Source organism: Acrocarpospora pleiomorpha (assembly GCF_009687885.1).
Classification (GTDB): domain Bacteria; phylum Actinomycetota; class Actinomycetes; order Streptosporangiales; family Streptosporangiaceae; genus Acrocarpospora; species Acrocarpospora pleiomorpha.
In genome coordinates, this window is sequence record NZ_BLAF01000006.1 from 68,817 (window position 1) to 85,584 (window position 16,768).

Annotated in this window: 14 protein-coding genes; 7 read left to right on the top strand and 7 right to left on the bottom strand. The window is 61.0% G+C overall.

Features of this window, described 5'->3' with window-relative positions; all coding sequences use genetic code 11:
* Positions 1-121: 121 nt before the first annotated feature.
* Together Aple_RS04555 and Aple_RS04560 are read right to left on the bottom strand one after the other, a co-directional pair.
* The gene (locus Aple_RS04555) at positions 122-910 is read right to left on the bottom strand and encodes a site-specific integrase (protein WP_155343188.1); all 789 of its coding nucleotides are present in this window, start codon (positions 908-910) and stop codon (positions 122-124) included.
* A gap of 639 nt (positions 911-1,549) precedes the next feature.
* Positions 1,550-2,110 carry a hypothetical protein gene (locus Aple_RS04560; protein ID WP_155343189.1) on the bottom strand — a complete coding sequence of 187 codons (561 nt, stop codon included), beginning with the start codon at positions 2,108-2,110 and terminating at the stop codon, positions 1,550-1,552.
* Positions 2,111-2,829: 719 nt separating this feature from the next.
* Here Aple_RS04560 and Aple_RS04565 point away from each other — a divergent pair.
* The 5 genes from Aple_RS04565 (at position 2,830) to Aple_RS04580 (ending at position 9,175) form a co-directional block, all read left to right on the top strand.
* A complete protein-coding gene (locus Aple_RS04565) occupies positions 2,830-3,183 on the top strand; it encodes an ester cyclase (RefSeq protein ID WP_170321282.1) in 354 nt (117 codons plus the stop codon).
* A gap of 575 nt (positions 3,184-3,758) precedes the next feature.
* Positions 3,759-4,349, top strand: coding sequence for a DUF6461 domain-containing protein (locus tag Aple_RS04570; RefSeq protein ID WP_155343191.1), 591 nt, complete (start codon positions 3,759-3,761; stop codon positions 4,347-4,349).
* Positions 4,350-5,333: 984 nt separating this feature from the next.
* Positions 5,334-6,383 carry a serine/threonine protein kinase gene (locus Aple_RS04575; protein WP_155343192.1) on the top strand — a complete coding sequence of 350 codons (1,050 nt, stop codon included), beginning with the start codon at positions 5,334-5,336 and terminating at the stop codon, positions 6,381-6,383.
* A gap of 255 nt (positions 6,384-6,638) precedes the next feature.
* Positions 6,639-6,941 carry an ABC-three component system middle component 2 gene (locus Aple_RS56180; RefSeq protein ID WP_373869570.1) on the top strand — a complete coding sequence of 101 codons (303 nt, stop codon included), beginning with the start codon at positions 6,639-6,641 and terminating at the stop codon, positions 6,939-6,941.
* Between the two features lie 17 nt (positions 6,942-6,958).
* Positions 6,959-9,175 carry a hypothetical protein gene (locus Aple_RS04580; RefSeq protein ID WP_155343193.1) on the top strand — a complete coding sequence of 739 codons (2,217 nt, stop codon included), beginning with the start codon at positions 6,959-6,961 and terminating at the stop codon, positions 9,173-9,175.
* A gap of 365 nt (positions 9,176-9,540) precedes the next feature.
* On the opposite strand, the gene Aple_RS04585 is transcribed toward Aple_RS04580, so the two are convergent.
* The 5 genes from Aple_RS04585 to Aple_RS04605 all read right to left on the bottom strand — a co-directional run bounded on the left by Aple_RS04585 (position 9,541) and on the right by Aple_RS04605 (position 14,336).
* Complete coding sequence (locus Aple_RS04585; RefSeq protein ID WP_155343194.1) at positions 9,541-10,344, bottom strand: inositol monophosphatase family protein; 804 nt, start codon at positions 10,342-10,344, stop codon at positions 9,541-9,543.
* Positions 10,341-10,607 (bottom strand): DUF5919 domain-containing protein, encoded by a 267-nt coding sequence (locus Aple_RS04590; protein WP_155343195.1) that lies wholly within the window; start codon positions 10,605-10,607, stop codon positions 10,341-10,343. The genes Aple_RS04585 and Aple_RS04590 overlap by 4 nt, the downstream gene beginning before the upstream one ends.
* Positions 10,608-10,679: 72 nt before the next feature.
* Positions 10,680-11,951, bottom strand: a complete 1,272-nt coding sequence (locus tag Aple_RS04595) for an ATP-binding protein (RefSeq protein WP_155343196.1) — start codon at positions 11,949-11,951, stop codon at positions 10,680-10,682.
* 191 nt (positions 11,952-12,142) lie between these two features.
* Positions 12,143-12,712, bottom strand: a complete 570-nt coding sequence (locus Aple_RS04600; protein ID WP_170321283.1) for a GntR family transcriptional regulator — start codon at positions 12,710-12,712, stop codon at positions 12,143-12,145.
* 295 nt (positions 12,713-13,007) lie between these two features.
* Positions 13,008-14,336, bottom strand: a complete 1,329-nt coding sequence (locus tag Aple_RS04605) for a helix-turn-helix domain-containing protein (protein WP_155343198.1) — start codon at positions 14,334-14,336, stop codon at positions 13,008-13,010.
* 798 nt (positions 14,337-15,134) lie between these two features.
* Here Aple_RS04605 and Aple_RS04610 point away from each other — a divergent pair.
* Both Aple_RS04610 and Aple_RS04615 read left to right on the top strand, forming a co-directional pair.
* Entirely contained in the window at positions 15,135-15,443 is a 309-nt protein-coding gene (locus Aple_RS04610; protein WP_155343199.1) for a putative quinol monooxygenase, read from the top strand.
* Positions 15,440-16,642: a helix-turn-helix domain-containing protein gene (locus tag Aple_RS04615; RefSeq protein ID WP_155343200.1), complete on the top strand. Its 1,203-nt coding sequence runs from the start codon at positions 15,440-15,442 to the stop codon at positions 16,640-16,642. The genes Aple_RS04610 and Aple_RS04615 overlap by 4 nt, the downstream gene beginning before the upstream one ends.
* Positions 16,643-16,768: the final 126 nt, after the last annotated feature.

A 16,768-nucleotide genomic window follows, 5' to 3' on the forward strand; every position in this document is an offset into this window, starting at 1 on the left:
CTCCGACGTGCGGCGGAGCGATTGCACATACATGGCGCAGCCGCCACTCTCGCAGTACATCAAGCGACTGGAGGGGGAGGTCGGCACCGCTGCTGGCACGCACCACAAGGGAGTGACATGCTCAGCTGCCGAGCAGCGCGGAGCCGATGCTCGCCCTCGATGCGTACTGACCGCGCGTCCCCAGCTTCACTCCCGATACCTGGGTGAACGCCACGCCGAGCATGTCGCGGACGTCGGGTTTGGCGCCGGCGCGTAGCAGGAGGAATTCCTGTTCGGTGAGGAAGACCATTTCCTCGTCGCCTTCGCCGTCGTCGAGGCGGGGCAGGCGGGTGCGGGCGGCAGGGTTGGAGGTGCGGATGAGCGGGACGGTCTCCACGGCGTTTCGCAGGATGGCGTAGAGCAGGCCGTGCAGGTTCTGGATGGTCTTTGGGGCCAGGGGGCGGCGTAGCCATTGGCGGGGGTGGTCGGGGTTGGGGATGCCGAGGTGGAGGGTGTTGACCCAGGCGGAGACTATGGCCCGGTCGAAATTCTCGGTTTCGTCGCGGAGGTCTAGGACGCCGAACGCGGGCAGGATGTGGTTCTTCAGGTCGCGCTGGTAGTCGTGGCGGGTGCGTTCTTCGATTCCGGACAGGGCGGCCACGAACCGCTGCGCGTACTCGGCGAAGAGGAGGGGGTCCTGCTTGGCGGGAGGCGTCGGCTCGTTGGCTGGAGCCCAGCCGGAGCCGCGGATCCAGTTGTCCGGCCATTGGTGGTCGCACGCTTCCACGGCGAGTTTGAAGGTGACGGCCGGTGCTTTCCGCTCGAAGGTCTCGGACTGCCAGGCGCCCGTTCGGCTGCCGCCGAGTCTCCAACTGACTCGGTAGGTCTTGGTCTTCCCGTCCTTGCGGATGCGGGTCTCGATGCGTGCCACCAAACCAGTTTCAGCTGGTCAGAGGTCATGCCAAAGGGAATCGGGAAGATCGTTCGCGGGTCCGTGAGCCCACGGTGAGTCCACAGAGATCACAAGCCTGACTGGTGATCAAGGGATCGCCTGGTCAGGCCGCGAATAGAGTAGAGCGGGTGACGGGAATCGAACCCGCGCTGTCAGCTTGGGAATCATCTGCTGATCTTGGTGCTCTGAGCTGGGAAAAGAAGGTGCAGGTCAGAGAAGGTCCGGTGACCGTGAGTCCCCGCGAGTGACCGTGGTTCTCCGTCCGTTCTGGCACGCATCTGGCACGAGATCGGGCCCGGCCGTCGCTAACCTGAGCTTGTGCTCGCGTCTCCTGGCGCGGTCGAGCAGGAGAATCGTCAGGTGTTCGACTTCGGGTGCCCCGCTACAGGCCAGAGTAGATGACCGGTCTGTCGGGTGGCCATGGCGGCGCAGGGAAGTAGGTCGGCTGGGCCTGTGGGTCGGCGACTGTCGCGCATGCAGGTGGTCTGGGACTTGGACGAGGATGAGTGGTTCCCGGATGGGCTGGTGCTGCTGGACTTCGACTGCAAGCAGGTCGAGATCGTTCATCAGAGGCTTCATGATGTGTCGACCACCTGGAACTTGGTTGATCGCTCAGCCTCATGTGGTTGCTTTGCCTCGGACGTGAACAATGCGATCAGGCGCTCCCAGGGTGGCGGTACGGGTTCTGCCTTCGACCAGACCTTGGCCTGTGTCCGCGAAAAGAAATCTATGCGCGTAGACCCGTCGAGACCGGAGCCACTCGTAGCGAACGACCGGACGCCTCCAGATGGTCCCGAACCAATCGCCCGTGATCGCTGCCAGCTCCGCAGGGCTACCAGACCCCGTGAAGGCGAGTGATGTGGGCTCTTCGGGGAAGGTCAGCAGCTGGTTATGGAGCTCGTCGCCGCGAATCTTGGACCCATCGAGGTAAGCGCCTACCGTCAAAAGGCTGAGCCCCAATCCAGGGGCAGGCAGATACGCGTACACCAGAAGCTTGCCGAACGATGTTTCGCCCGGCTGGGGGCGGTACCCGAACGCGTAATAGTTCGGGAGCAGTACCTCGACATCGTCAGCTATCAGAGACCATGCTGCATGCTCCCTCAACGCTTCGGTGAAGGCGACCTGCACGTCATCGGGCTGATCTTCATCATCGAAATGGAACCATCGCTCTTCGGCCATACGACACTCTAGATCGGGTCGATCAGGGTCAGGCCACCCCCACTCGACCTTGACCACGCTGAGAGCGTGCCCGAATCGGTGGCCGCCTGGCCGTGTTCGCCATCTTCACCGCGCGTACCTTTGGCGCCGTCCACATCTGTCGCCCGCGTCTAGCGCCGCACCTGCGCCGACCAAAGCTGCTGCACTGGCTGGAGATACGCTGTAAAAATCAAGGCCCGGGTCCCGAAACTATCGGTGACCTGGGCCTTTGCAATGAGAGCGGGTGACGGGAATCGAACCCGCGCTGTCAGCTTGGGAATCATCTACTGACCTTGCTGCCCTGAGCTGGGAAAACAGGGGTGCAGGTTAGGGTGGTCGAGTGACCGTGAGTCCCCGTGAGCGACCGCGGTTCCCGCCTGTTCTGGCACGCATCTGGCACGGGAAACTCGCTGATGTTGGCGCTCAGCGGCAGCCGGTAGCGCTGCCTCTGATAGCCGATCTTGTCGGTGGCGGAGTCTATGCTTCCCGCCCATGACCAGAGACGAGACTCCTGTTGCGCGCGTCAAGCAGATGGACGTGGAGGTAGCTTGAGAAGCGCTGGCGCGCGATCAACGTACCCTACCTGGTCGCCCTGGTCCGCGCCGGGGCTACCTTCGCAGGCGGAAAGCTTATCGAGCGACCCGAGCACGACGCCCAACCCGCCGTAGCCTGACGTCTTCCCAACACCGAAGGAGATGCTGATGAGCAGCGATGACGCCCTTCCACCCCAGCAGATCGCCGCGCGTTATTTCGAGATGTGGAACACCGGCGACGTCTCGATCGCCACCCAGATCCTCCATCCCGACTGGATCGACCACGCTCACCCCGAGGTGAGCGGACCCCACGCCGTGCAGCAGGCCGTCGAGCAGATCCGTGCAGCCCAGCCGGACCTACGATTCCAGGTGGACGCCCTCCTCGGCAACGACGACCTCATCGCCGTCGTCGGTGCCGTCAGCCAGACCGCACAACACTCAACCACGCGCCTGGTCTGGCTCATCGGCATGAAAGACGGCCAAATGGCCGAGATGCGGACCTACCGCGACACGAGCAAATAATCAAGATCAAACACATTTACAGCGTGAAAGGCCCGATCCCGAACACTTCGCCAGCCTGTGGAGAGGGCTCAGGAGTCCCGAGTATTGACTAGAGGTTCATGGTCGAGGCCGGACCGTTCGGAGTCATAGGGGATTGACACCGGCACATCAGCGGTGGCGATGACGAGGACGACGAGGGCACAGCCGTGGTCCTGGTCCCGATCGCCTAATTGCACGTTAATCGCACGGAAGATCGAAAAGGCTCCAGAAACAATCAGGGCCCGGGACCGGAAACATCCGTGACCTGGGCCTTCTAGGTTGGAGCGGGTGACGGGAATCGAACCCGCGCTGTCAGCTTGGGAATCATCTGCTGGCCCTGGCATCCTGAGCTGGGGAAACGAGGGTGCAGGTCAGGGTGGGTCGAGTGACCGTGAGTCCTGTGAGTGACCGTGGTTCCCCGCCTGTTCTGGCACGGATCTGGCACGTGATCATGGACATGACCCTTTCCTTATCGGCACCTGTCCCCGATCAGCGATCGGTCAAGAGAGACCGATTGCTCGGCAGGTTGTGTCGGTGGGCTCTGCCATGATCGCTGCATGATCACGCCCCCCGGCGGCTACGCCTGGTTCGCCGACTCCGGCTTCGCGGAGGCTTTCAGCTTCATCTTCGTCCGGGGGTTCACACCCGAGCAGCTCGTAGCCCGGATGGGTGGCCGAGCGGAAGACTTCTCCTGGATGACGCTCGATGAGTTGATGGACGCTGGCGCCCGCTACGACTACAAGACCGAGTTTGTCGCGGTGACGAGCGTCGGTGACTGGGCGTTCGTCGTGCAGTACAACAGTTGGCTTGGCGCCAACGACGAATTCATCGTGCCGCTGTCGGCGGACACCCGCCTGGTCTCTCTCTATCATCTCGACATCAAGGGCCTGGAGGAGTTCCGCTGGGTGGAGGACGGGGAGACCCGGTTCGCTTTCTGGGCCCAGGACGGCTTCTCCGAGGTTCCCGACGAACTAGTGGAGACCATGGAGCAGCTCGATCGCGACTGTGGGGAGCACAGGTGGGAGCTCTACCGGGGGCCAGGGCTCGTCCTGATCGAGAGACTCACCGGGATCAAGCTCACCCCCCAGATCCTGGAGGGGGCCGCCTACCTATCCGGAGTCATCTCCAAGCCACCGAACACCACGTGAGCGTACTCAGGCGTCCGCGGTGGTGGGGTCGAGTCGCGCTTTCAGACGTGTGAGCATGCTGATGTTCATAGCGGCCAAGCGTCCGCAACTTGATCGGCCACGATCTCGATCACGAAGACGATGCATGATCCACGCGGGGTCTGACTCCCTGGGTGATCCACGTGGCCAATAGCGCAGAGATCATAGCCCTTACAAGACCAAAGCCCAGGATCCGAATCCATCGGATCAGGATCCGAATCCATCGGATGGCCTGGGCTTTCGCATGTGGAGCGGGCGACGGGAATCGAACCCGCGCTGTCAGCTTGGGAATTGCATGGATCGCGGCCCGTGGATGCTCTGACCTGGGAGTTGCGCCGCTCGTAAGTGACCGTAGTTGACCCTTCGTCACCTTGGCTAATGGCATGTTAATGGCACGATGACGGGTCCACCACTGGGTGCCGGACACATAAGGGGTTGCCGCCTGCGTCGTGTCCGATGGGCTGGGGCTGAGAAACGAAGTCCCAGCCCGCCGATCGCCCCCAGCCACATACGGCGGTCGACCGGACTCAGGCGATCGTAGGGGCGGTGCTGGCTACGATCATCTCTGGATCTTCGATCGCCCCTGGCCATTCGCGGTGACCAACCCCAGCAAAGCGATCGTGAGTGCCGTAGCGGGGTCCCCGAGATTGCTTCAACCAAGCATCGGCGAAGACGAGGTCACCGCTTGGATCTGGCCACTCACCCGCGTAACCGTCTTGTTACTAAAAGTGTGCCAACCGCGTGGCCTGGTCGAACGACTCCTTGTATCAAACGCATAAAAGATCTCACACCCCATATGCGTACTACCTGATTCCAGCTACAGGAATGCCCGCTTTGGGTGCATTCGTCTACCTATCATGATCGCCAAATTGATGCGTGCATATGGGTAAACCATGTGAAAAGCTTGAACTGATGTCGGCCAGCTGGACCTACACAGCAGGACTCTAGAATAGAGGGCCTTACACGATGCAAGTAGCACTCCTGACGTCAGGTCTAATTGACTTCAATGTGCTACATGTACGGGCTGGTTCCAAAGATGGTGGACGGGCAACGTTTGAGAAGTTAGTTCAAGACGTGGTTGGTATCAAGTATCCAGATGTCTCAACTATTGAGGCAAACCCTGGCGATTGGGGAATAGATGCCTATGTCGGAAGTTTGGTTGAGGGTGCCGTGTCAGTATGGCAATCCAAATTCTTCATCGACGGGTTCGACAAGTCTCAGCAATCGCAGGTACGAGAGGCATTTGAGAGTGCTTGTAAAGCAGCGAAGGATGAAGGGTATGAACTCCTGACCTGGGCGCTCTGTATGCCCTGTAACTTCGACGGTCCAAATGAAAAATGGTGGCAGGGCTGGAAGAAGAGAAAAGAAAAGGAAACCGGTGTAGCGATAGACCTCTGGAATGAAATTCGCCTACGCCAGATGCTGCTAACTGACGAAGGCGCTGTAATTCGAGAGTACTACTTCAATCCCACAGCAGCAATCGCCGATTCTGTGAACAGGCCTACGGTTCGATTGGAAGACCTGGATCAATATGAAGGCGCGCTATTTGTAAAACAAATGCACGAGGCAGGGCTCATCGCATGCGACGAAGCCAAGGAAGAATTCTTCAACGCCGAAATCTTCACTCATGAAGTAAATGACAAGGCGATTCCCGACGAAGTTGCGGCGTTAAATGATTCAAGAGCCGTTCTGGCATCGCTATGGGCTCAGCGCTTCAACACAGCGGTTCAGTCAAACTCTGGACGGCTCCTTCCTGGACTCTATGAGCGAGTTATGGACGCTGTTCGAGATTACCATCCTTCGATGCCTTCGTTCTTGAAATGTGGCCTAATTCACGCTTACGGCGTAGTCCACCAGAGGGTTAATGATGGACGTGCTGGTTGGGTTCGAAATTATAAGGAGATCGCTAACTTGCACTTCTCAGGCCCTGCTTTGGACGCCAGCGAAGCCATATCAGATGGCGGGCTGGATGAGGATAAAGATGGATCAGCTCTTTCGGCAGAGGAGGCCATCTAGATGGCTCATCATAGGTCGGACGACAACCACGAAAAATTACTCAGAAGTACCGATTTCCGCGTCGAAGATGACATGGTCTTTCGCCTAGCGCAGTTGCTTCTACTGCTTGAGGTATCTGATCGCAGCGACTGGGCATTGGACCTAGACAGGCTTGGCGTGCTGGATTTCTTTTCAGCGAACCCATTTCTAGTTGTAGAGCCTGATGACGCTGCCTATAAGCGCTTGATTTTGGCCGGCTTCTCTGTAAGACCACTGATGTACGCATCTCCCGGTCAACGCTTCGTGACACGAGCATCGCGGATTAGACATGATCTGGCTTTTCTCGTCTCGTACTCCTTGGCGCATGTACAGACACAGCAAGGGCGAATCATATATTTGATATCCGAAAGAGGCCGAGTTCTTGCGGGCAACTTCAATAGTATCTACGCGCATTCATATCGCGAAAGTGCGGCGGTTATAGGTAGTAGAATACGCATCCTTTCGGACACTAAGCTCAGGGACAGTTGTCGTAGATGGCTTAAGGCAGACCCGTCGCTACTAGACCTCTACAACATATAGCCGAGGAGCGAATAACTATGGTAACTACGAGAGACTCTGGATTCCGGATCTCCGCCCTCAGGCTTCGCGGGTACAGAAAAGATTATGAGATAAGCTTTAAGGATGAATCGGGCACGCTTCGGCAGTTAGCTATATTGGCAGGAGAAATTAGCACTGGAAAAACCACAGTATTGGAATTTATTGACTTTTGCCTGGGTGCTAATAGGCACCCGGAGCACATCGAGATTTTACAAAGCGTCCGATCGGCACAGCTAGAGATCTCGGCCTTTGAGCCATTTCAAGGAGACCCTGCCCCAACCACCCATGATGTGGGAGGGGCCTCCGCTAGTGTTAGTACGGATGCGGCTCGCTGGGCGATAGAGGAAGTCAGCTATGTCATCGAGCGGACCATCGAGGGGTCATCGAGGTGGGCCAACGTATATCGGGGATCCTTGGACAACTACACCGGAATGCCGCGACGGCTTTCTACAGATTCCGGAGCTGAGGATAGCCTGTCCAAATTCTTTCTTCAGCTGTGCGGCTTGGATGGGCTCAAGCTTAGGCAGGCGCCAACAAAACCGGATTCACCAACTCAGACGCTCAGCTTTCGAGACCTATCAGAGCTCTGGTATCTTTCAAACTCGAGGCTTGATAATGGAAATCTGATACGAGAGCATCAGCCGCATATTGCTATTAAACTGCGACAAGTTGTGGACATCATTTTTGATGTCCATGACGAGACGGGAGCTGCTCTCGCAAGCCAGGTTGCTGAGCTTCGAACTGAGCTTGCCACGGAACGAACCGGAATAAAAGCTCTCCGTACCTTTCTTCGCGAACAGGGCGTGTCCGATCCGATCGAACTGCAAACGAAGGAAGATGAAGTCGAACGGTCGCTAAGGCTGGCTCGCCAGCAGATGAATGTGCTCGATGAACAGGCTACTCAGCGGACCTCTTTTGCGGCAGAACTTCGAAATGAGTACCTTCGGAAAGCTCAAGAGGCTCGCGAAGCTGGGTCGAAGCTTCGGGATCGAGAGACTCTTCTCCGGCGGTTGAAGCCTCTAAAGGCTCAATATTCAGAGGACCTAAAGAAGCTTGCATTGCTAGCCGAGGCTAGACGCATATTCGACCCACTTAGCATCTCCGTCTGTCCCGCCTGCTTTAACGAACTCAAATCGAGCCCGACTATTGCCGAGGGGCGTTGCTCTCTATGCCACGCGGCCTTACCTGAGGTAAGGGATTCGACGAGGCCAGCTTTGACGAATCCCTCCACTGGCCACGACATTCTTGAGGAACTCAGTGGTGGCGAACCAGTCAGCTCGCAAAATACCATGATTCCCATATCGATTGAATCCAGTCTTGTAGCAGGAGAAGAAGAACAGCAAGCCAACGACCACTCCATCGATATTTCACGGGAGCTCAAGAGTACGCAGAGGCGCCTAAAGGAACTTAAGGAATACATCGATAAGTTGCAGTACGAGGTCGATCAATCTCGTCGCGATTCTGTTGCAGCGGACGCTGCTGCCGCCGCTATACAGCAGCAGTTCGATTCAGTGACTCGTGATGCGGTAACACCCCTGCTGGCACAGCGGGATACTATTGCAAGAGCCATTAGCGACGCTGAAAGTGCACGCGCGGAACTTGCGCAACAGCAGCGAATGCTGGTCTCGGTGGAAGCCAAATCAGATCAGATTGCTCGACTTGTTGGTCGGATATCAGAAATAACGCAACGCATACGTGAGATCGAAGGGAATAGAAGAGCTCGCGACGCCGTTCTCGAGAGCTTCTCGGCCAGGTTCAATTCCATATTGCTCGATTTTGGATTCCCAAAGCTATCCAATGCTTACTTTGATCGGTGGCTAATACCTCATGTCCGAGGTCTTAGGTATGATCGCGTCGGCTCGTCGGGCGCTATGACTCTTCTTGCCCTGGCCTGGGAACTGACTCTATTCGAGCTTGCGTACGAATACCAAGGTCGTCATCCTGGGTTCCTAATGATTGATAGTCCTCAGAAGAATCTTGCTCCGGAGAGTAGAGGTGACTCTACGGATGAATTCATGGGGATTTCGGCTGGGGCAATCGTAAATGGCATATATCGTCATATCATCGATTGGCTCTTCCAGGATGGTGCGGGTGCGCAAATCATAATAGTGGACAACGTTCCGCCGGCGCTGGCGGTCCGGCATGTTATTCGTGAGTTCTCTGGAAATCCGAGTAATCCCCCATATGGACTCATTGATGATGCGACCAATATATAGGGGGGTTCGCTTACGGTAGGCCATCGATTCGATCTAATATTTGTTGTAGTGCGGCCGGGATTCATCGGCTCAAAAGCGCCGAGCACCTCATTGGAGATGCATTTGCGGGGGCAGCGCGCGGCGCACATAAACTTTAGATGCTGCGAGAGCGAGGGATCCGTCCGACCGGAGCCAAGATGTTCTGGCGGCGCACTGCCCACGCCCGTGTTCGTTACAGGTTCGGCGGGGGCGCAGGTCGGTGGACGGCCCGGACCGCGCCGGCCGGGACCGGCGTGCACGCCGCACGCCCGGTCGGCGTGCGGTAGAGGCCGGGTACGGCGGCACGCCGCGCCGCCGCTTGATCGCTAAAGCCCAATTCGGCAGATTTACGCGCCCAGTTCGGTGCGGGTCTGGTTGATCATCGCGAGTAGTTCAGTGGCGATTTTGGGTGTGGTTGCGATGGTGGCGGTGGCGGTCATGGAGTGTGGGGTGCCGTCGATGCCGAGGATGTGGGCTCCGGCTTCGCGGGCGATGGTGATGCCGGCGGCGGTGTCCCATGGGTTGTTGGAGAGCATGATGCAGGCGTCGGATTTGCCTTGGGCGACCCAGGCGAGGTCGATGGCGGCGGAGCCGTACATGCGGACGCGTTGGACGCGGGTCGCCAGCTGGTGGTTGAGCGGGATGCGGAGTCGGTTCTTGTGTTCCGCGTTGGGTCCGACGGCGTAGTCGCCGATGGACACGATGGCGGCGTTGAGGGTGTCGGTTGCGCTGGTGTGGATGGGTTTGCCGTCGCAGGTGGCTCCTGCTCCGTCTGCTGCGCTGTAGAGCGATCCCAGGAAGGGGAGGTCGATCACGCCCAGGATGGCCCGGTTGTTGTCGATGAGGCCGAGGGAAATGGCGAAGAGTGGGATGCCGTGGGTGAAGTTGGCGGTGCCGTCGATGGGGTCCAGTGCCCACATGAGGCCGTTGCGGTTGCCGGTGATTCCCTCCTCTTCTCCGAGGAAGCCGATCTCTGGTGTCTCGCCGGCGAGGAAGTCGCGGACGGCTTGTTCGATGGCGTAGTCGACTTCGGTGACCATGTCGCGGTCGCCCTTGGCGGTGACGGTTCGGGGAAGTTCGGTGAGGAATTCCCGGGCGATGCTGACGGCCTGCTCTGCCAGGGGCAGTAGCTCGCGGGCGTCGATGGTCATACGGGTGTGCTCCGCTCCCACAGTGAGGTGAAGACCTGGGCGAAGACGGGGAAGAGCCCGGCTTCGGTGGCGTCGTTGGTGATGACCAGGGTGGGGGAGTCGACTCTTCGGGCTGCGGGCAGGTAGGGCTGTACGACGCAGGTCGTTCCGTCCACGAGAAGGATATTGAAGCGGATCGTCTCGTCATAGACACGCAGTTCCAGGCGTTCCGCGGTGGTGGGATCGAGTCGCGCCTTCAGGCGGGTGAGCATGCTGATGTTCAAGGCGGTGAGCGTCTGCAAGGTGCCGTCGACCGTGGGATCAGCGGGCGCTCGTGGAGGAAACTCATGGAGCTGCTAGGAGCCGACTTCGATACGGTGGTCCTGCTCGCCGTTGTTGTCCACCCATTCGCGCGACCCAACTCTCGGATCCTTGGGAACAAGTGCCAGTCGCGGCTTTCGGTGGCGGGGCTCGAGCACGTGGTTGGGGGGTGGGTCGCGTCGTTCCAAGGATGTGTCCTCGGGGAACCACTGGTCGAAGGTGGTGGCTCTGGTGCCTTTGTGCTTGGTGTCATAGGCGTAGCCTCGGGAGCGGACCAGGCATAGCGCGTCCCAGGCCGCGTGCTTGGATAGGCCGTGCTCCCGTGCCAGTTCCGGGAATGTGGCGACGCGTGCGTGCGGGGCGATGTCTCCGCGGCGGATCTTCCTTACCAGCACGGCGGCGACGTGGACGACCTGTTCCCGCACCGGAGGACGCAGGGGTTCGGGTGGCGGGCCAGGAGGGCCAGCCACGTAGCCGTGGCCAGGAATCAGGCGGACCAGGCCCCGATCCCGCAGCGAATGCTGAATCCGCGACGCCGACCGTAGTGAGATCTCGTGCTCGTTCATCAGGGTGTGAATGGTGGGGATCGGCGTTCCTTGGGCGAGTTCACCGCTGGTGATCCGGTTCGCCAGGCTCTCCGCGATCTGTTCCCGTTGTGCTGCCTGCTCGCTCCGATGTGGCCTTCTTTGCTTGGCGGGAGGGGTAGGGCGCATGCCGGGAGGCAGGCTGATGAGTCCGGCGTCCACGTAGAGATCGAGCTGTTCGCCTGCGCGCTGGCACATCAGCTCGGTCCAGGTCAGACTCTGACCGCCTGCACTCTCGCCGTCTTGGGGTGGCGGGGCCAGATTGAACCACACCGCGCGTTTGCCTTCGTATTGGTAATCGTGTCCCCATTCGGAGGCGATGGAGTCCACCAGCTGTAGCCCGAATCCGCTGCATCGTTGTTCGGGGTCGGGGACCAGGTAGGGGACGCTGCGTGCTGACCCTTGGTCGGTCACTTGGATGTGGATGAATCCGTCGGTGTTGGTGACCTGGAGCGTTATCGTGCCGTTCGGGTCGCGGCCGGAGTCGGAGTGGAGGGAGGCGTTGGAGGCGAGTTCGGTAACCAGCAGGAGCGCGTCTTCGAGTCGGTCATCGGCCCACCCGGTGAGCAGGCTGTGAACGAAAGTGCGAGCGTTGGAAGCCGCGCTGAGGTTGCCGGGGAGTTCGATGGTGCCCAGCATCGTGCTTGTAGAGGGCAAGGTCAGCAGGGGTGGTTCGGTGGCTGGTGTTTCGGTGGTGTGGGTTTGATCGGGGGTGCTCAACATGTTCGGGCTCCTGATTGTTGATGCGTGTCGGGTCTTGGTTTCGAGCCATGCATTCGTGCGGAATCCGGGGCGGGGCTGTGGAGGTCACGCAGAGCGTTCGCACGGTCGGTCGCTGATCACCTCGTATGCCGTTGTCCACCCGGAGAGCAGCAGGCGAAGAGAGGAGCGAAGCCGAGCCTTAGGTGCGGCTTCTACGAGCGTCTTTCGTTTGCCTCGGGGAAGCCCAGATGCGCCGCAAGCCGATTTTCGAGGTCGGCTATGCCGTGGCAGTCAGAGAGATCCGGCTTTCCGGGGGAGATCCCATACGTGCTCTTGGCCGGCCACAGGTGCTCGGGCACGGAAAATGTGCCTCGGTAGGGAATCCGGTATGCCCAGCCGCTTTCGATCAGGGCGTTTATTGCCCTGCGGGCGGTCCAGATCGTTGTGCTGTACTCCTTCTGCACTGTTGTCAGGCTGGGAACCCGCTGGTGCGGGCCGATCGCCCCAGACTGGATCTTCTCGATGATGGCGGCGACGATAGGGGCGGCGTCCCTGGCCTTCGCGTGGAGGTTGACAACATAGGCGCGGCCATTCCAATGGCGGATGAGACCCTGCTTCTTGAGCTCCATGCAAACCAGCGCGGCTGTGCTGCTGTCGATGCTGTAGTTCCGCATTAATTCCCATTGGTACAGGAAGGGCGCGCCGGGTGCGAAGTCTCCGCTCTTGATCTGCCTGGCCAGCGTCTTAGCGATTTCCTGATAGCGAGCCCTGGTCTCGTCCACGGGCTGTACGGGTTCCCGTGAAAGGAACTTCGCTCTTCCTGGGCCGGTCGATCTTGGGTCGCCGGTTTTCCGCAGGGGAGTCGGCGACCCTCCGGCGCCGCTAATCCGTGACATAGGCCAGCCCTCACCCTCGAAATCCAGAGATTCGCTTTGATGATCACCTGTGCTCAGGTTTCATCGAGTTCTCATCTCATATTGGAGAGAACTGGCGGCGAATCTAAGGAATTGATGTGGGGAAGCGCGTGGCCCACATCAGCCACATAGAGGAGCGGACATGAGGCTGGTTTCAGGCCGGTCAGCCGAGTGTCAGTAGGTCCCTGAGTTCTCCCACACGGGCCTGGTCATGTTGGCTCAAGGGGACGGCTCGCAGGACCATGCGCCCGGTTGCCAGGATGTGACCGCTGCGGTAAGCCGGGGGCACGTCGGCGATGACCGGTGCGGCCTGCTGTGCGCCTTCGGTGGTCCCGCCGTTGACGACTGTGCTCAGCGCCCGGTGCAGCATGATATTCGCGCGATAGACGTAGTCGCGTGTTGAAGCCAGAACGGTTGTTCCCGGCTCGCTGGCCTGGCTCTCCTCGCCTGCGGCGGAGTAGACCCATGAGGCCGCGAAGCGGAGCTGATCGGGGCTCCAGAACCCGAGTGAGTCCCCCTTCATCGTTCCGGCCCGGGCCATCGCCTGGCCGATCACGCGGAGCGCTTCTCCGTGACGGCCCAGCATGCTGAGTGCTTTGGCCTCGGTGGTCATCAAGTCCACGCTCGGGCTCCCTGCGAGGTGCTGGGCTGAGTGGATCAGGCTGAGGACGGCCTCTGGGCTGCGCTGGTTGTACAGGCCGTGGCCGGCTTCTTCGCTGCGGACCAGGAGGCTCATCGAGCGGTCGCCGGATGCGTCGGCGGCTTGCTTGGCGGTTCTCCACCACCGGATGGCGGCTCCGTGATCCGAGAGGCGGGTGAGCGCGTTGGCGTGGATGGCGGAAAGCGCCGCTGTGGTGCGCTGCAATTCGGTGAGATCGGCAGGGGCCGCGATCTGCATTTGCTGGCGCAGGGCCACCAGGTCGACGACGAGATCGGCGACTACCTGAGTTGGAGGGAGGGTCCGCAGCGCGTGAAGGTGATCGGTGCAGCTGATCTCCCATTCTTCGGCGCTGCGGCCGCCGTCTCGGTCGAACACTTGCCGGATGGGTTCAGCCCCGCCAACGGCCCCCAGGGCAAGGCTGGTGGCCAGCTGTAACACGCGTCGGCGTTCCGTGGCGTTCTCCTCGGTCAGCGATGAATTCCCTTCCAGGGTACGCAACCGGTCGAGATCGGAGGCGGCAGCAAAGAGTGCCGTCAGGTGGCCTTTCGCGTTCAACGCCTCGTCGAGACGTTGAACGGTTCCGGGCTGTGGCCGTACCTGGCCCCGTTCCACTCTCGACAGGTCCGCAGCGTCGGAGTAGATCCGTTTGGCTGTCGCTCTCAGGCTGAGGCCGTGAACGTCTTCGCGCCAATGGCGGATGGCCGCGCCGAGAAGATGCCACGGCGATTCGGCTGGTTGCACCTGCTGGGAGGGTTTCGGCATTCTCAGTTCCCGAATGTTGGCGGCTGTTGAAATCTTCATTTCCAACGAAAACGGCTTGTTGTTGATCACCTTTGTCTGAGCCGGGTGTCTCGCCGCGGCCCGCACGGTTGAGCCCTGATCGCCTCGTGCGCCGTCGTCCCACCCCGGAGGGGCAGCGGGCCGGGGACGCAGGCGCAAGCCCGGCCTCGCGTGTACCTGTGCCCCGGTGACCTTCCTCGCGCGCTGGTTGCCCTACGTGCACGGGCCGGGCTTGAGCCGCAGGAGCCGGTCTGCTGGGCTTGCCTGGGGCGACGGCGGGCGGGGTGATCAGCCCCCGCCACCCCCTACGGTCCGCGCCTCTTGCAGCCGGGATCACCTCGGGGCCGGAATCCCCCGCCGGAGGCACCAAAAGCCCTGACCGGTTGGCAGGCCGCTCGCTCGGCTCCCCGCCGCGCTCCGCTCGGCGTTGTCGTTCGGCCTGGCCTATGTCCTGACGCGATCTGGTCGTCGTCCTGGTTGGGTGCGGTGAGCGGCGGCGCGGCCGGGACCGGCCCGAAGAGGCCGCATGCCCGGCCGCGACTGGCCGCGTCGCGCCGCCGTCGCCCGCAGGGCGGCGGCTTGAACCCGTAAAGGAGTTTGTAACCACCGCGCTAGTGGACAGGCACCACAGGGACCTGATGCGCCTCAGCGCAGGGATGCCGAAGAGAGTGTTCATGTCCGGCCTCCTCACGAACACGCAAGCGGTCATGGATGCGATCTCCATCGATACTTAAAGTATGGCTATACTATTTCTGGTACAAGCCACTTCGGGTACTTGTGCCGTACAACAAGTACTGATCTCTTGATGGGTGGCAGCCCTGTCAGCGCGGCGAGCGAGGAGGGACGATCATGTTCGGACTAGTCGTCCGTTTCACCTGTAAGGACGACGCGAGCGCGGACGCGTTCGATCAGCTGGTCAGCGAGACCATCGAGGGGATCCGCCAGCACGAACCGGGAACGCTGGTGTACGCCTCACACCGCGTGGATGGCCAGCCGCTACAGCGGATCTTCTACGAGCTGTACGCCGACCGCGCCGCCTTCGACGCCCACGAGGAACAGGAGCACACCCGACGGTTCCTGGCCGCCCGGGACGACCTGCTGTCCTCGGTTGAGGTCGACTGGCTGGAACTTCACACCGGCAAGGGCACAACCCCATGAGCGAGGAATACCAACGGGCGCTAGGCCGGCGAATCGCTCAGGAACGGAAACGGCGGGGCCTCTCGCAAGCGGAGCTGGCGCAACTCATCGATCGGTCGGTGGCCTGGGTCTCCCAGGTTGAGCGCGGGGTTCGCAAGGTCGACCGCATGTCAGTGCTGGAGAACGTCGCGACCGTGCTGGAACTGCCGCTGTCGGAGCTGGCCGCGGAGGCACCGGTGGTCGCGGCCACCACCGAGGAGGTTCCCGGCGCGGCGGGACTGCGCCTCGTGCTGTCGGGGGCGCACTCGTTGCGCGCGATGCTGCATGCCGCGCCCGTCCCGACAACGACGGAGATCCGGCCGCGCGTCGAACGGGCCTGGCATCTCACGCACGAGAGTCAGTACGTGGAGCTGGCCGACCTGCTCCGCGGCTTGGTCCCCGCATTGGAGGGGGCTGTCAGATCCGCGCCGGAGGAACAGCGACCCGAGCTGTTCGAGTTGCTGGCGACTCTCTATCAGGCATGTTCGGCAGCGCTCGCCAAGCTGGGCGAACCCGAGGCCGCGTGGATCGCCGCCGACCGGGCGATCGTCGCGGCGGAGCGGGCCAGCGACCCGCTGCTGATGGCGGCGGGGGCGTTCCGGCTCGGGTTCGTCTTCCTGGGCGCGCGACATTTCGACCAGGCGGAGGAGACGGCCCGGACAGCCGCGGAAGCGTTGTGGTTCCTGGCCGATCAGGGCAAGCCGGAAGCGATGTCGCTGTGGGGCGGCCTCACGTTGCAGCGCGCCGTGATCACCTCCCGGCTCAACCAGGCCGACGCCGCCTATGAGCACCTGGCGCGGGCGCGTGAGGTGGCCGCGCGACTGGGCGATGGGCGTAACGACTACAACACCGAGTTCGGCCCGGCGAACGTCGCGCTGTACGAAGTGGCCGTCGCCGTCGAAGTCGGGGATGCCGGGCTCGCCCTGCGCGTCGGGTCCGCGGTGGACACCTCGTCGCTGTCGAGTGAGCGACGCGCCCGGTTGAACATCGACCTTGCCCGCGCGCACGCGCAGCGACGCCAGGTGGCCGAGGCCACCGCCACGCTCCTGGAGGCCGAGGCGATCACTCCCGAGCAAATCCGTAACCATCGCATGGTCCGCCAGTTGGTGGCGGATCTGCTGACCATGCAAGATCCGCCCTCCTCTGAGCTTCGGGAGTTCGCCGAGAGGGTGGGCGCGTAGTAAAAGTACGTGGACTAGTACTTTGAGTACTAGCTAATACTCCCAGTGCGATGTAGCGTCTGTATTGGCGCTGAGGTCCTCACCAGCCAGGACACCAGCGCCAGCACAGACGCTTTTCGCATTCCC

What these genes read in the sequence shown, in the direction of transcription:
- Aple_RS04560 (WP_155343189.1), bottom strand. Translation starts at nt 2,110, where the DNA reads ATGGCCGAAGAGCGATGGTTCCATTTCGATGATGAAGATCAGCCCGAT.
- Aple_RS04565 (WP_170321282.1), top strand. Translation starts at nt 2,830, where the DNA reads ATGAGCAGCGATGACGCCCTTCCACCCCAGCAGATCGCCGCGCGTTAT.
- Aple_RS04570 (WP_155343191.1), top strand. Translation starts at nt 3,759, where the DNA reads ATGATCACGCCCCCCGGCGGCTACGCCTGGTTCGCCGACTCCGGCTTC.
- Aple_RS04575 (WP_155343192.1), top strand. Translation starts at nt 5,334, where the DNA reads ATGCAAGTAGCACTCCTGACGTCAGGTCTAATTGACTTCAATGTGCTA.
- Aple_RS56180 (WP_373869570.1), top strand. Translation starts at nt 6,639, where the DNA reads ATGTACGCATCTCCCGGTCAACGCTTCGTGACACGAGCATCGCGGATT.
- Aple_RS04580 (WP_155343193.1), top strand. Translation starts at nt 6,959, where the DNA reads ATGGTAACTACGAGAGACTCTGGATTCCGGATCTCCGCCCTCAGGCTT.
- Aple_RS04585 (WP_155343194.1), bottom strand. Translation starts at nt 10,344, where the DNA reads ATGACCATCGACGCCCGCGAGCTACTGCCCCTGGCAGAGCAGGCCGTC.
- Aple_RS04595 (WP_155343196.1), bottom strand. Translation starts at nt 11,951, where the DNA reads ATGTTGAGCACCCCCGATCAAACCCACACCACCGAAACACCAGCCACC.
- Aple_RS04610 (WP_155343199.1), top strand. Translation starts at nt 15,135, where the DNA reads ATGTTCGGACTAGTCGTCCGTTTCACCTGTAAGGACGACGCGAGCGCG.
- Aple_RS04615 (WP_155343200.1), top strand. Translation starts at nt 15,440, where the DNA reads ATGAGCGAGGAATACCAACGGGCGCTAGGCCGGCGAATCGCTCAGGAA.